Source organism: Mycolicibacterium duvalii (genome assembly GCF_010726645.1).
Lineage (GTDB): Bacteria > Actinomycetota > Actinomycetes > Mycobacteriales > Mycobacteriaceae > Mycobacterium > Mycobacterium duvalii.
On record NZ_AP022563.1, the window covers coordinates 592833 to 608768 of the forward strand.

2 protein-coding genes (1 of these 2 cut by a window edge) are annotated in these 15936 nt (G+C 69.0%); one reads left to right on the forward strand and one right to left on the reverse strand.

What is annotated here, in order from left to right:
* The gene (locus G6N31_RS02875; protein ID WP_098003392.1) at nucleotides 1-1719 is read left to right on the forward strand and encodes an AMP-binding protein; all 1719 of its coding nucleotides are present in this window, start codon (nucleotides 1-3) and stop codon (nucleotides 1717-1719) included.
* On the opposite strand, the gene G6N31_RS02880 is transcribed toward G6N31_RS02875, so the two are convergent.
* Nucleotides 1716-15936 carry the 3' portion of a non-ribosomal peptide synthase/polyketide synthase gene (locus G6N31_RS02880; protein ID WP_170310805.1) on the reverse strand. The gene runs 8078 nt beyond the window's last position, so 14221 of the gene's 22299 nt are visible here — the last part of the coding sequence; its start codon lies beyond the right edge, outside the window; its stop codon occupies nucleotides 1716-1718. The genes G6N31_RS02875 and G6N31_RS02880 overlap by 4 nt on opposite strands.

The following is a 15936-nucleotide window of genomic DNA, read 5'->3' on the forward strand; positions in this document are numbered from 1 at the left end:
GTGACCGAGTCGTCCCTGCTCATCGTGCTGCGGGAGCGGGCCAGCCTGCAGCCCAACCACCCCGCCTTCACGTTCTACGATTACGAGCGGGACTGGGACGGGGTCGCCGAGACCGCGACCTGGGCACAGCTGCACCGGCGATCGCAACAGCTGGCCTGCGAGATCGAGGCGTGCGCCTCGGCGGGGGACCGCGTGGTGATCCTCGCCCCGCAGAGCCTCGAGTACGTCGTCGCCTTCCTCGCGGCGCTGGAGGCGGGCGTCATCGCGGTGCCGCTGTCGGTTCCGTTGGCGGGTGTGCACGACGAACGGATCAGCGCCGTGCTGCGGGACGCCTCACCCACGGTGATCCTGACCACGGCCGCGGTCTCCGACACGGTCACGCCCTACCTGGTACCGGATGGCGGCGGCGCCGTCCCATCGGTCATCGAAGTGGACTCGCTCGATGTCGACGCGCACAGATCGGGTCGTCGTCGGCGCCGCAGAGGCACGGAGATCGCCTACCTGCAGTACACATCCGGATCGACGCGCACCCCTGCCGGTGTGGCGGTCACGCACAAGAATCTGGCGGCCAACTGGAAACAGATCATCGCGGGATATCTGCCCGATTACCGGATGCCCCGCTCGGCCGTGTCCTGGCTGCCCTTCTATCACGACATGGGATTGATGTTGGGCGTGTGTGCAGGCGTCCTGGGCGGTTGGCCCACCGCGATCCTGAGCCCGACCTCGTTTCTGGTGCGACCGGCCCGCTGGATTCAACTCCTGGCGCGCTATCCCCAGGTACTTTCCGCTGCGCCGAACTTCGCGTTCGAGCTCGCGGCCGCACGGACGACCGACGACGACCTGGCCGGTCTCGATCTCAGCGACGTGCTGTACATCCTCAGCGGCGCGGAACGGGTCAACGAGACGACTCTCGAGCGATTTTTGCGAAGGTTCGCGCGCGCCAACCTTCCCGCGTCGGTGCTGCGTCCCTCGTATGGTCTGGCGGAGGCGACGCTGTTCGTCGCGACCCACCCACCGGGCGGGCCGCCCGAGTTCGTCCACTTCGATCCGAGGAAGCTGGCGGCCGGGCATGCCGAGCGGTGCGCCGACGGTACCCCGCTGGTGAGCTACGGTGTGCCACAGTCGCCGACGGTGCGGATCGTCGACCCCGACACCGCAACCGAGCGCCCCGGGGGCGTGGTGGGTGAGATCTGGGTGCGGGGCGACAACGTCAGCCCCGGCTACTGGTGCCGACCCGCCGACACCGAGCAGACGTTCGGTGCGACCATCGCCGATCCGACGCCGGGGACGCCCGGACAGGGCTGGCTGCGCACGGGTGATCTCGGATTCCTCTCCGAGGGTGAGCTTTTCATCGTCGGTCGGATCAAGGACATCCTGATCGTCCGCGGGCGCAACCACTATCCCGACGATATCGAGTCGACGATCCAGGAGATCTCGCGCGGCCGGGCCGCCGCCATCGCCGTGATCGACGACATCACCGAGACACTGGCTGTGATCGTGGAAACCAAGAGGCGCGGGCAGTCCGACGGGGAGATCGCCGAACGTCTTCGTGACCTCCGGGAGGGGGTCGTCTCGGCGGTCTCGAATGCCCATGGGGTGCGCATCGAGGATGTCGTGCTGGTCGCACCGGGGTCGATACCGATCACCACCAGCGGCAAGGTGCGTCGGGCGGCGTGTGTCGAGCTCTACCGGACCGGCGGGTTCGCGCGGGTGGACTAAACGCCCAGTGCCCGCTTCAGATCGTCGGCGTACAGGCGCAGCGACGCGGTGCTGAGCATGTCGTGGTGGGTGCAGTCGACCGGATGCGCGGTGACCGCACCGGTGACATGCCGGCGCCATCTGCGCGCTTTGGTGTGCGCGGCGAGCCGTGCGTGAGTTCCCAGCAGCCGCATCATCATCGGGCGTCGCGCTCCCGACCTGGGCCGGGTGGCCGTGAAGACAACCATGTCTCCGTCGAACTCGCCGGGGACGTGGTAGCGGAGGTGACGTTGGTTGACGTTGACGCTGCGCACCATCAGCTCCAGCAGTTCTCGCGGCGGGAGGGGGAAGTCCACGCCGTTGTGGTGCCGGAGGAGCTGCTCGGCGCGGCCGTAATTCAGTGGACCCCGCGTCGGCGGAACCTCGACACGATTGGAGCGCAGGATGTGTTCGAGGACCTGGTCTTCGGTGAGCTCTCTTCCCGCGGCGATCAGGCCGACGCTGAACGCGGGATCCAGCAGCACCAGGCGTTGCACGTGGCAGCCGCGACCTCGCAGCACCGCGGCCAGTTCGTGGGCCACCACCCCGCCGAACGACCAGCCGAGCAGCTTGTAGGGCCCGCCGGGGTGGGTCGCCTGCAGCCGGTCCGCATAGTTGAGCGCCATGCGCCGGATCGAGAACGGTTCGGCTTCGCCGTTTTCCGGCACCTGGTTGATGCCGATGATCGGGCAGTCCAGGTACTGGCCGAGCGTGCGGTAGGACCAGCTGAGGCCGAGCCCGTCATGAATGCAGTACACCGGCACGCCGGCCCCCTGTCGGTAGACGTCGACGGGAACCACCTCGGTGCTGTGGTCGTCGCGGTCCAGCTGCTGGCACAGGCCTCGAACCGAGGGCGCATAGAACACGGTGCGCACCGCCAGCCGTGCGTTCAGTGCGGTGTTGATCGCTGCGACCGCGCGCATGGCGGACAGCGAGTCACCGCCCAAATCGAAGAACGAGTCGTCGACGCCGACCCGGTCCACGCCCAGCACCCGGGCGTAGATGCCGGCGATGATCTCCTCGGTCGGATTGGCGGGCGCCTCGAAGGCTGTCGCGGCGAAAACCGGAGTCGGCAACGCCTTTCGGTCCAGCTTGCCCGAGGAGGTCAACGGGAACTCGTCGAGCGCGACGATGTGCGCGGGGACCATGTAGTCGGGCAACCGCTCGCCCAGGCGCTGGCGCAGCGTGCTGATCGTCGTGTTGGTGTGCGGTCTGTTGGCGTGGCTACAGCGCGGACGCGCGCCTGCGGCCGGCCGGTAGACGTCGGTCAGTGCCGGGGCGGGCTCCGCGAGGAACACCGCATCGAGCGTTCCGGGCTCAGCACCCCACGTGACCGCGACGTGGTAGCCCGCCGCCGCGCCGGTGCGGTGCAGTTGTTCAGGGGTCGCGGTGTCGTCCGGCCAAGCGCCACCGCCGGTGTTCTGCACCGGCATCCCGGAGAACAGCGCCTGTTCCAGGCCGACGTCGTCCACCAGGCCGGTGCGCGGGATCGCGCAGACTCGCACTTCGGGCGGGCGCTCCGAGGCCAACCTCGTCTCGAGTCCTCGCACACCTCGGCAGGCAGACCACGACCACGTGGGGGCATCGGCCACCGACAGCACCGCCGTCGGCTGCTTGTGCAGCACGACGTCGTAGCGGTAGCGGGTGAGTTCGTTGTCGGCCCAGCCCCGTTTGGCGCGGATGTCGACCGCGAGAGGTAGCGGGTGGTCGTCCGCCCACATGGTGAAGAACTCGGGCGTGAGGAGGAGTTCGGCTTCACTCACCATCGCGCGGTGAACGCGCTCGCGAATCTCTGCGGTATCGGCCTCCGGTGTGCGGGCCCGCGCGACCGCGGTCTGGAACGCGCGCTGAAGGCGGTGGTTTCGGACGTCGCCGATGAACAGGGTGCCGCCCGGCGCCACCAGATCCATTGCCCTGTCCAGGACGTCGGTCAGGTACCCACGGTCGGGGAAGTACTGGACGATCGAGTTGAGGACGACGACGTCGTAGTAGCCCGGTGGCAGCCCATCGGTGACATGGGCGGGCTGGGTCAGCAGGCGCACCCGGTGCCGCCATGGGGGCAGCTCGCGCTCCAGCGAGCGGGCGACGCCGTGCATCGCCGCCGCGGACACGTCGGTGGCGACGTACTCTTCGCAGCGCGCTGCCACCTGTGAGAGCACCAGGCCGGATCCTGCCCCGATCTCCAGCACCCGCTGCGGCCCCAGAGCCAGGATCTGATCGGTTGTGGCCGAGCGCCATTCGCTCATCTCGGTGAGCGGAATCGGATCACCGGTGTAACTGCTGTTCCATCCGCGGAAGTCCGTCCCCAGTGGCGGCACCTCTGCGGCGTCGTAGAGATCGTCGTACATCTGCTGCCACTCCTCGACGATCCCGTGCCCGTGGTCGGGGGTGGTGCTGTCGCCGAGCGTGACATAGGCGACCAGGTGGCCGTCCGTTTCTCCGTTCTGCACGGTGACGACCGCCTGGGTGACCTCGGGGCAGGCCAGCAGGGCGTTCTCGACCTCGCCCAACTCGATCCGGTAGCCGCGGACCTTCACCTGTTCGTCGGCGCGCCCGACGTAGTGCAGCGTGCCATCCGGACTCCAGCTGACCAGGTCGCCGGTGCGGTACATCCGCTCGCCGGGACGCCCGAACGGGCAGGCGATGAACCGGCTCGCCGTCAGTCCCGAGCGGCGCCAATATCCGACACCCACACCGTGACCGGCGATGTAGAGGTCACCCACCACGCCCGCCGGCACCGGATGCAGGGTGGCGTCCAGGACGAAGAACGCGAGATTTGTCAGCGGGACGCCGACCGGGCTGGCGTTGCCGTCGACGTCGCGGCTGAGGATCTGCCCGAACGAGGCGTGCACCGTCGTCTCTGTGGTGCCGTACAGATTCATCATTCGCGGCATTCCGGGGTGATTCCGGAACCAGGTGCGCAGCCGCCGGGGCTCGAGGGGCTCGCCGGCGAACAGCACCGCTTCGAGTGTGAGCCGTTCTGCGAGTCCGGGTTGCAGCGCGTCGGCCGTCTGCAACGCATAGAACGCCGACGGTGTCCGGCTCAGAACGGTGACGCGCTCGCGGGCCAGCAGAGTGTGGAAGTCCTCCGGGGAGCGGGCCACGGACTCCGAGACCACCACCAGGCGGCCGCCCGTCAGCAGCGCACCCCATATCTCGCATACCGAGACGTCGAACGCCAGGGAGTGACATTGTGACCACACACCGCCGCGGAGGAAGTCGACGTCCAGCGATTGGAGCAGCTGTGTGACGTTGCGGTGAGTGATCGCAACACCTTTGGGGACGCCCGTGGTGCCCGAGGTGTAGATGAAGTAGGCGATGTCGTCGGCGGCGGGGTACGGGACAGGCGCAGACGGGAGGTCGGCGATGCGGGGGTCGGCCATGTCGATGACCGGAAAATCGAACCCGTCAAGCCGTGACCGAAGCGCTGCGGTGCTGACCGCGACGACGGGCGCGGCGTCGGCCATCATGAACCCGATGCGGGCGGTGGGCACCGACGGGTCGATCGGCAGGTACGCCGCGCCGGTCTTGAGGACGGCCAGGATGGCGACCACGGCATCGGCTGACCGGGTGAACAGCAGGGCGACGGCTCGGCCCGGTGCGGCGCCGCATTCGGACAGCAGGTGTGCCAGCCGATTCGAGGCCTCGTCCAGTTCGCGGTAGCTCACCGACGAGTCCTCGAACGTCACCGCCGTGGCGTGCGGGGTGCGGGACACCTGGGCGGCCCACGCGGCGGGTATCGATCCCGCCGCCGTCGCCGGCCGTGCCAGGACTGCCCGGTTGCCCCATCGGTCGAGGCCTGCGCGTTCCTCTGTTGCCAGGAGGTCGATGGCGGACAGCCGACGGCTGGTGTCGGCGGTGACGGCGGTCAGCACCCGCTCGAATCGTCGGATCAGGGTGCGGATGGTGTCCGCGTCGAAGACGTCGGTGCGGTATTCGACGACACCGCAGATCCCGTCGGGCGCCCCGGATCCGGTGACACGATCGGCCAGGTTGAACAGGAGGTCCATGCGTGCGGTGCGGGTGTCGGCACCCAGCTGAGCGACCTGCAGGTCGCCCAGCGCGAGTCCGGGGCCGGAACCGTCGCCCGGTCCCGCGAAGTTCTGCCAGGCGAGCATGACCTGGATCAGCGGTTGGCGGGCCAACGATCGGGTGGGGTTGAGGCGTTCGACGAGCACCTCGAACGGTACGTCTTGGTTCTCGTAGGCGGCCAGGCTGCGTTCCCTGACCCGCGCGAGCAGTTCGCCGATCGTCGGGTCGCCGCCGAGATCGACCCGCAGGACGAGCGTGTTGACGAAGAAGCCGACGAGCTCCTCGAGGGCCGGGTCGCTGCGGCCCGCGATCGGAAACCCCACCGCCAGATCGGAAACGGAGCCGATCCTGGACAGCAGTACCGAGAGGGCGGCCTGGAGCACCATGAAGTTGGTGGCATTGTGGTGGCGTGCCACCTCTGCGACCCGCTGCTGCAGACTCGCCGGCCACTCGATGTCGACCGTCGCGCCGCGGTAGTCGGCGACGGCCGGATAGGGCCGGTCGGTGGGCAGCTGCAGTTGCTCGGGCATGTCGGCCAGCGCGTCCTGCCAGTAGGCCAGTTGCGCGGCGATGGGGCTGTCGCCGTCCTCGAGGTCTCCGAACTGGGCACGCTGCCATAACGAATAGTCCACGTACTGCACCGGCAGACCGGCCCAGCCCGGCGCCCGGCCGGCGCACCGGGCGGCGTAGGCGGTGCCCAGATCCCGGATGAGCGGCGCGATCGACCACCCGTCGGCCGCGATGTGGTGCATCACGATCCCGACGGCGTATCGATCGGGACCCAGCGAGTAGATCTGCGCGCGGAACGGGATCTCCGCCGCAAGATCGAATCGGTACTGCGCCAACGTCATCAACTCGGCTGCTGCCTCGTCCTGCGACCGGGCCACCACGGCCGGTCCGCCGCGGCGCCACATGCCGGCCTGTGCGGGCCGCACCAGTTGTCGGGGCACACCGTCGATGTCCGGGAACACGGTGCGCAGCGCCTCGTGACGGGCGATGACGTCGTCGAACGCAGCATCGAGCGCCGAGACGTCCAACGGTCCGTCGACCCGGAACGCCGTCGGCATGTTGTAGGTGACGATTCCGCCGGCGAAGCGGTCGAGGAACCACAGCCGGCTCTGCGCGAAGGACAGGGGGATGACCTCCGGGCGCTCGACAGGGACCAGGGGGGCACGCCGGCCCGCCTGGGTACGGATGCGCGGGGCCAGCGCGGCGACGGTGGGGGCGTCGAACACGTTCCGCAGCGACAGGTTGGTGTCCAGGGCGGCGTTGATCGCCGCGATCAGCCGCATGGCCGAGATGCTGTCACCGCCCAGGTCGAAGAAGGAATCGTCGATGCTGACGGGGTCGACGCCGAGGGTTCGGCCGTAGATGCCGGCGAGGATCTCTTCGGTGGGGTTGGTGGGGGCGCGGTAGGGGCGGTGGCCGGTGTGCTCGGGGGTGGGCAGTGCGCGGATGTCGAGCTTGCCGCCGACCGTCAACGGCAGGGCGTCGAGTTTCAGTATCGCCGAGGGAACCATGTAGGTGGGCAGCCGTCGGGCGAGGTGCTCGAGGGTGCCGGCGGGGTCGGCGCTGCCGGTGAGGTACCCGACGAGGCGGGTGCCGCGGTGGTCGCGTTGGGCGATGACGGCGGCCTGGTCGACGCCGTCTATTGCGGCCAGTGCGGTGCGGATCTCGCCGAGTTCGATGCGGTAGCCGCGGATCTTGACCTGGTCGTCGGAGCGGCCGTGGAAGCACAGTTGGCCGTCGGGTCGCCAGGAGACCAGGTCCCCGGTGCGGTACATGCGTGCGCCTGCCGGAGCAAAGGGACAGGGCACGAAGCGGGTGGCGGTGAGGGCGGGCCGGCCGAGGTAGCCGGTGCTCACTCCGCGACCGGCGACGTAGAGTTCGCCGACCCCGCCTTCGGGAACGGGACGCAGCCAGGAGTCCAGGACGAACAGCGCCGAGGTCGGTACCGGACCTCCGATGGGCGCGGGGCCCGAGCCCGCGCTCAGCGGCATGCTCATGGTGGCGTAGACGGTGATCTCAGTGGGGCCGTAGGCGTTGATCAGGGCGCGTCCGGGTGCCCAGCGGTCGACGACGTCGGCCGGGCACGCCTCCCCGCCGAGCAGCACCGCCACCCCGGGTAGGCGTTGCGGCGACAGCGCGGCGATCGCCGACGGAGTTTGAGTGAGCACGTTGACGTGTTCGTCGACGAGCAGTCGGTGGAAGTCCTCCGGCGAGCCGGTGACGTTCTCGGGCACGATGACCAGTTCGGCGCCGCCGAGCAGAGCCGCCCAGATCTCCCACACGGAGAAGTCGAAGGCGTAGGAGTGGCACTGGGTCCACACCTGTTGCGGCGGCAGCGTATCGGGGGTCGACGCGGCTATGTGAGCCAGGTTGGCGTGGCTGACGGCAACCGCTTTGGGGGTACCGGTGGTGCCGGAGGTGTAGATCAGGTAGGCGATGTCGTCGGGGTGCGGGACCGGCTGCGCGGTGGTGGATGGTTCGTCGTCGAGTGCACCGATGTCGACGACGTCGAAGTCATAACCCACCAGTCGGGCGTGGTGCTCGGCGGTGCTCAGCGCGGTCACCGGGTCGGCGTCGGTGAGCATGAACGCGATGCGCTCGTCGGGTAGTGCGGGGTCGATGGCCAGATAGGCCGCCCCGGTCTTGAGGGTGGCCAGCATCGCGACCACGGCGTGTGCCGAGCGGGCGAGCAGCAGTGCTACGCAGGTCCCCGGCCGTGCGCCGTGTCCGGCCAGCGCGAGGGCCAGGCGATCGGAGGCCTCGTCGAGTTCGCGATAGGTCAGCGACCGGTCCGCGGACCTGACAGCCACGGTGTCAGCGTGGCGCGCGGCCCGGTCGCCGAACAGCTGCGGCACCGAATGTGCCGGGTCTGCGGGCGTCCGCAGCAGCGCTTGGTGTCCCAACCGGTGCAACCGGTCGTGCTCGGCGGCGTCGAGGACGTCGATCGCCGACAAGCGTTGTCGCGGCGCGGACACCATCGCCTCCACTACCCGCTCGAACCGGGCCACCAGCGCCTCGACACCGGGTACGTCGAACACGTCGGTGTCGTACTCGATGCGCAGGCCGATCTCGTTGCCGGGCATGGCCTGCAGTGTGAGCGGGTAGTGGTTGGTTTCGCGTGCGGAGACCCCGGTGATCGACAACTCGCCCGCGTCGGCCGCCGCCGCGTCGTCGATCGGGTAGTTCTCGAACACGAACAAGGTGTCGAACAGGCGGTCGTGGCCCGTGATGCGATGGATCTCGGTGAGCGCGAGGTGCTGGTGGTCGAGCGTGCGGTTGTGGGCGTCCCGGAGTTGAGCGAGCAGGCCGGCGGTGGTGGCTGCCGCGGTGAGACGCGCGCGCACCGGAACCGTGTTGATCAGAAGGCCCACCGTCGACTCCGCGCCCGGCACGTCGCTCGGTCGTCCCGAGACAGCGGTGCCGAACACCACGTCGGGCCGGCCGGTCAGCCAAGCCAATGTCTGCGCCCACGCAGCCTGCAGGGCGATGTTGACGGTGGTGTGACAGGCCCGCGCGAGTTCGTTCACCGCGCGTGTGGTCTGTTCGGGGAGCCGGCATGTCACGCTGCCCCGCGGCCCGAGTTGGAGGCGGCCGGAGGGGGCGACGAGCGTCGGGGCGTCGAAGCCGTCGAGCACCTCACCCCAGGCGGTGCGCGCGGATTCGGTGTCGCGATCGGCCAGCCACTCGACGAATCGGCGGAACGAACCGGAGGGCGGTAACCGGTGCCCGAAATAGCCTGCGAACACCTCGTGCAGCAGAATCGGCAGCGACCAGCCATCGAGCACGATGTGGTGGTTGGTCAGGATCACCCGGTGTTGGTCGGCGCCCGTTCGGATCGCCGCCGCACGGAACGGCGTGGCGGCCGTCAGGTCGCACACCGCTGCGCGCTCGGCGGTGCACAGCGCCCTGATCTGGTCTTCGTCCTCCAGACACAGGTACTGCCAGGGGATCTCGGGAACTGCCGGAATGATTTGGACGGGTGGTTCGTACTCGTTGCAGAAGCGCGCAGCCAGATTCGGATGCCGAGCCGCCATCGCGCGGACGGAATCGTGCAGCGCATGCGGGTCGAGCGGGCCGGTCACCGTGAGTTCGAGCTGCATCGCGTAGAGATCTTCGACGGCACCGAGGTCGCCGACGCTGTGGGCGTGGAAGAGCAGCCCCTGCTGAAGTGGTGTGAGAGGGAGGACGTCGGCGATGCGGTGGTGTTGTTGCAGCTCGTCGAGATCGTTCTGGGTGAGGGTGGCCGGCAGGATGTCGGACGGTGTGAGACCGCCGCCGCCGTCGCGCACGTGAGCGCAGATCCCGGTCAGTGCGTCGTGCCAGAGTCCGGCCAGTCGGCGGGCCTGTGATTCGTCGAGGACCGACCGGGCCCAGGTCCAGGTGGTGTTGAGTTGAAGCCCAGCATCGGTTTCCGCCGCCACGGCGGTGACATCGACGGTGTGGGTCAGCGGCATGGGAACGGCGGTGGCGGCCCGGGCTGCGGTCATGGCATCGGTGCTGGGCTGCCACACGGTGTCCGGAAGTTCGGCGGTGTGGGCGGCGACGCGGCCGAGGTAGTTGAAGCCGATCGTGGGTTCGGCACCGTCCAGGCCGGCGTCGGGGCGCAGGTAGCGCAGCAGCCCGTAGGTCAGGCCGTCGGGCAGGGCGCGCAGCTGTTCCTTGGCCTGTTTGATGACCGGGCCGAGTGCGGGATGACCGGCGGCGACCTGTGCCCAGGGCAGGTCATCGACGGTGAGGGCGATGGGGTACTTGGTGGTGAACCAGCCGACGGTGCGCGACAGGTCGACCTGGGGGAAGAGCTCTTCAGCGCGGCCGTGGCCTTCGACATCGATACCGACGGCGCCCTCACCGGATCCGCGGAACCTGTTGCAGGCCAGCGCCAACGCGATGAGAAGGATATCGCCGATGCCGGCGTGGAAGGCCGCGGGGACGCCGTGCAGGAGTGTGGCTGTGGTATCCGTGTCGAGTGTGGTGGCCAGGCTTCCGGCGTCGGCGTACGTGTCGCGCCGGGGATCGGGTGCCGGCAGTGCCGTTGGCGTGGCCAGGATCTCGCGCCATACCGGGGCATCCGCGATCGTTCCGGGGCCCTGGGCGTGCTCGACCAGTAGCTTCGCCCAGGTGGCGAACGTGGTTCCGGTGACCGGCAGGGCGACCGGGGCGCCGGTGTGGTGTTGCGCCCAGGCGGTGTTGAGGTCCTCGAGCAGAATCCGCCATGACACCGCGTCGATGGCCAGATGATGGACGATCAACGCCAGGTGGCGAGTCGAGGTCGCGAACACCGCGCGGATCATCGTCCCGCTCGAGGGGTTGAGCTCTGATCGAGCGGAAACTATTGCCGCCGAGCACAAGTCTTCGACGACGTGCAGACAGGCATGGGCATCGACGCGCTGCGGTTCGCAAATGGTCAGCGACCACGGGTCGGTCCCGTTGTCGTCCAGGCGTGCGCGCAGCATCGCGTGGCGGTCGAGCAGCGCTTGCAGCACGACCGCGACGTCGTCGTTGCTCGCCGCGGTGGGCGCTTGGATCACCACGGTCTGGTTGAACTGGTGGGTGGGGCCGCCCACGGTGCGCAGCCAGTGCATGATCGGGGTGGGTGGCACGGGTCCGATGCCGTCGTCGGGCGGTGCGTTCGTGTGCACGGTGGTGTTCACGACGCGGGCCAGCTGTGCCACGGTCTGTTCGACGAAGATGTCGCGTGGCCAGCAGGACAGGCCCGCGGCCCGGGCTCGGGCGACCACCTGCATCGACAGGATGCTGTCGCCGCCCAGGTCGAAGAAGGAGTCGTCGATCCCGACGCGGTCGAGTCCGAGGACCTGGGCGTAGATGCCGGCCAGGACTTCTTCGACCGCGTCTGCCGGTGCGCGGTACCGCGTGGTGTTCCCGGCCTCCGGAGCGGGAAGCGCCCTGGTGTCGAGTTTTCCGTTGACGGTCAGCGGAAGCGCGTCGAGCACGACGACTGCCGCCGGCAGCATGTAGGACGGCAACCTGAGGGCGAGAGCCTGCCGCACCGTGGCGGGCTGAGCCGTGCCGGAGCACTTCTCGGTCACATAGGCGACGAGTTGTGCGCTGCCGGAACCCTCTTCGCGGGCGAGGACCACCGCTTGGTCGATGCCGTCGAGCGCGGTCAGCGCGGTCTGGATTTCGCCGAGTTCGACGCGGTAGCCGCGGATCTTGACTTGGTTGTCGGCCCGGCCGTGGTAGTGCAGTTGGCCGTCGCGTCGCCAGCTGACGAGGTCGCCGGTGCGATACATTCGCGTGCCCGGTGCGCCCTGGGCGCAGGCCACGAAGCGCGTCGCGGTCAGTGCGGTACGACCGAGATAGCCCGTGGCCACCCCGCGCCCGGCGACGTAGAGTTCGCCGATCACCCCGGGCGCCACCGGGCGTAGGTGATCGTCGAGGACGAACAGCGCCGCGGTGGACACCGGCGCGCCGATGGGTGCCGTGCCGGAGTGCGGCCTCAGGGGCGCGCTCATGGTCGCGTAGACGGTGATCTCGGTGGGGCCGTAGGCATTGATCAGCGTGCGTCCGGGCGCCCATTGATCGACTACCTCGGCGGGACAGGCTTCTCCACCGAGCAGCACTGCGACTCCGTCGAGGTCGCCGGGGGACAACGCGGTCGCCGCGGACGGGGTTTGGGTCAGCACGGTGACCTGTTCGGAGACCAGGAGATCAGTGAACTCGGGGGGAGAGCCGGCCACGTCTTCGGGGACGATGACCAGCCGTCCGCCGCCGAGCAGGGCGGCCCAGATCTCCCATACCGAGAAGTCGAATCCGTAGGAGTGACATTGGGTCCAGACCTGCGGGGCGGGGAGTTCGGCCGGTGTGGTGTCGGCGAGGTGGGCGAGGTTGCGCTGGCTGATGGCCACAGCCTTGGGGGTTCCGGTGGTGCCGGAGGTGTAGATCAGGTAGGCGATGTCGTCGGGGGTGGCGATCGACACCGCGGCGGGGGACTGGTCGTCGAAGCCCTCGTCGACCTCGATGACCGTCAGCTTGTAGCTGCTCAGCCGGTCGGCCAGCGCGGTGGTGGTGACGGCAACGACCGGTGCGCTGTCGTCGATCATGAACTGGATGCGCTCGTCGGGGTGGGCCGGGTCGATGGGCAGGTAGGCTGCTCCGGTCTTGAGCACGGCCAGCATGGCCGTGACCGCGTCCGCACACCGATGGAACAGCAGGGCCACGCACTGACCGGGTGCCGCACCCTGGGAGATCAGCGCGTGCGCCAGCCGGTTCGAGGAGTCGTCGAGTTCCCGGTAGGTCAACGACCGTCGGCCGTGGGTGAGCGCCCGCGCCTCGGGGGTTCGTGCGGCGCGTGCGGCGAAGAGGTCGGGTACCGAGACCGCGGCGGGTGCGGTCGTGGTGAGCGCCGCGCGGTTCCCGAACTGCGCCAACTGGGTGTGGTCCGCCGCGTCGAGCATGTCGATCGTCGACAGGTGCTGCTGCTGGTCGGTACCGATCGCTGTGAGTGTGCGCTGCAGCCGGTCGATCATCGAGGCCACCGTCGGGCGGTCGAACACGTCGGTGCGGAACTCCACCGAACCGCAGATCCCCGCGGGTGCGCCGGAGTCGGAGAACTGTTCGGCCAGGGAGAAGGACAGGTCCATCCGCGCGGTGCGGGTGTCCACAGGCAGCTGGGTGACCTCGAGATCGCCGAGCGTCAGAGTGTCCCCGTTCTGTGCTGGGAGGTTCTGCCAGGCCAACATCACCTGCACGAGTGGGTGATGGCTCAGCGACCGCGCCGGGTTGAGGCGTTCGACCAGCACTTCGAAGGGCACGTCCTGGTGGTCGTAAGCGGCCAGGCTGCGCCGGCGCACCTGATCGAGCAGTTCCGCGACAGTCGGATCGCCGGTGAGGTCGACCCGCAGCACGAGCGTGTTGACGAAGAAACCGACGAGTTCGTCGAGAGCGGGGTCGCCGCGCCCGGCGATCGGGAAGCCCACCGCCACATCCGGGCTGGCGCTCAGCCGCGACAGCAGCACCGACAGCGCGGCCTGCACCACCATGAACGCAGTGGCGTTGTGTGCGGCGGCGACCTCACGGATCCGGTGCTGCAGCTGCGCGGGCCACTCGAAGGTCTCGCGGGCGCCACGGCCATCTGCGACCGCCGGATAGGGCCTGTCGGTGGGCAATTGCAGCCTCTCCGGCATTCCGGCCAATGCATCTCGCCAGTACGCCAGCTGGGCCGCGATCGAGCTGGCCTCGTCGTCGAGATCGCCGAACCGGGCACGCTGCCACAGCGTGTAATCGACATACTGCACCGGCAGCTCGACCCAGTCGGGTGCCCGGCCCGCACATCGGGCCGCGTACGCGACGCCGAGATCACGCATCAGCGGCGCGATCGACCAACCGTCCGCTGCGATGTGGTGCACCACCCCGACGAGCACATGCGCTGTCTCGGACAGGCGGAACAACTTGGCCCGCAACGGAATGTCGTGGTCGAGCTGGAACGTATGGCCGCCCGCTGCCTGGATTGCGTCATCCAGCTCGCGGGGTGTCCATTCGGTCGCGTCGACGATGTCCCACCCGAACTCGGCGTGCTCCGGCGGCACGACCAGTTGTTGTGGGACGCCGTCGGGCGCGACGACCAGCGTGCGCAGAGATTCGTGCCGCGCGATCACGTCGCTCAGTGCGGCTGCCAAGGCGCCCGCGTCCAATTCGCCGCGCAACCGCAGCGCCACCGCCATGTTGTAGACCGGCGACGGGCCCTGCAGCTGATCGATGAACCACAACCGCTTCTGCGCGAACGACAGTGGGATCACCGCGGGACGTTCGACGACGCGCAGCGGTTCGCGTTGGTCGGAATCATCGGTGATACGCGAGGCCAGTTCGGCGACAGTCGGAGAGTCGAAAAGTGTGCGCACGGAGACGTTGATGGCGAAGGCGTCGCTGATCGTGGCGGCGAGGCGCATCGCGAGGATGCTGTCGCCGCCGAGGTCGAAGAAGGAGTCGGTGGCTCCGACCCGTGCCACACCCAGTACCTGAGCGAAGATGGCGGCGAGGATCTCCTCGACCGCCGTGGCGGGGGCGTTGCGCTCGGTGGTTTCGGTGTAGTCGGGGGCGGGCAGCGCCTGCGAGTCGAGCTTGCCGTTGATGGTCAGGGGAAGAGCGTCGAGCACCATGACCGCGGCGGGGATCATGTACGGGGGGAGTCGGTCGTTCAGCGCGGTCCGCACCTGCGGGGGATGCACCGCACCGCGGGTGGTTTCGGTGACGTAGGCGATTATTCGTTTGTCGCCGGGGCGGTCTTCCCGCACGACCACGGCGGCCTGTTGGACGGCGTCCAGCGACAGCAGTGCCGCCTGGATGTCGCCGAGTTCCATGCGGTAGCCCCGGATCTTGACCTGTTCGTCGGCGCGGCCGAGGTAGTCCAGTTGCCCGTCGCCGCGCCAACGCACCAGATCGCCGGTCCGGTACATCCGGGCCCCGGGTGACCCGAACGGGCACGGCACGAACCGCGCGGAGGTGAGTGCGGGCCGGCGGACATAACCGATGCCCACGCCGCGGCCGCCGACGTACAACTCACCGACCGTCCCGGCCGGTACGCGGCGCAGCCACCTGTCGAGAACGAAAAGCGCCGTCGTCGACACCGGTCTGCCGATCGGCGGCACGCCCGATGCGGGCGTCAGCGGGATGCTGGCGGAGGCGAACATCGTCGTCTCGGTCGGGCCGTAGACATTGGTCAGGAGCCGGTTCGGTGCCCATCTGTCGACCACCTCGGCCGGGCAGGCTTCCCCGCCCACCAGTACCGAGACACCGTCCAACCCTTCGGGGCGCAACGCGCCCAGCGCTGACGGTGTCTGGGCGAGCACGGTGACGCGTTCGGCGATCATCAACGCGCGCAGATCGTCGGGTGACTGTGCCACCGATTCGGGCACCACGACCAGACGTCCGCCGTGCAGCAGAGCGCCCCAGATCTCCCAGACCGAGAAGTCGAAAGCATACGAGAAGAACTGTGTCCACACCTGGTGAGCCGTCAGGTCGACACCGACGTCGATCCCGTCGTAGAGCCGGGTCACGTTGTGGTGATCGACCGCAACACCTTTCGGGACGCCGGTGGTGCCCGAGGTGTAGATGATGTGGGCGACATCGTCGGGGGCCGGACCCGTCAGCGGGGTCGCGGGCTGGTCGGCGATCGCCGCGTCGTCGACGTCGAGGACCGTC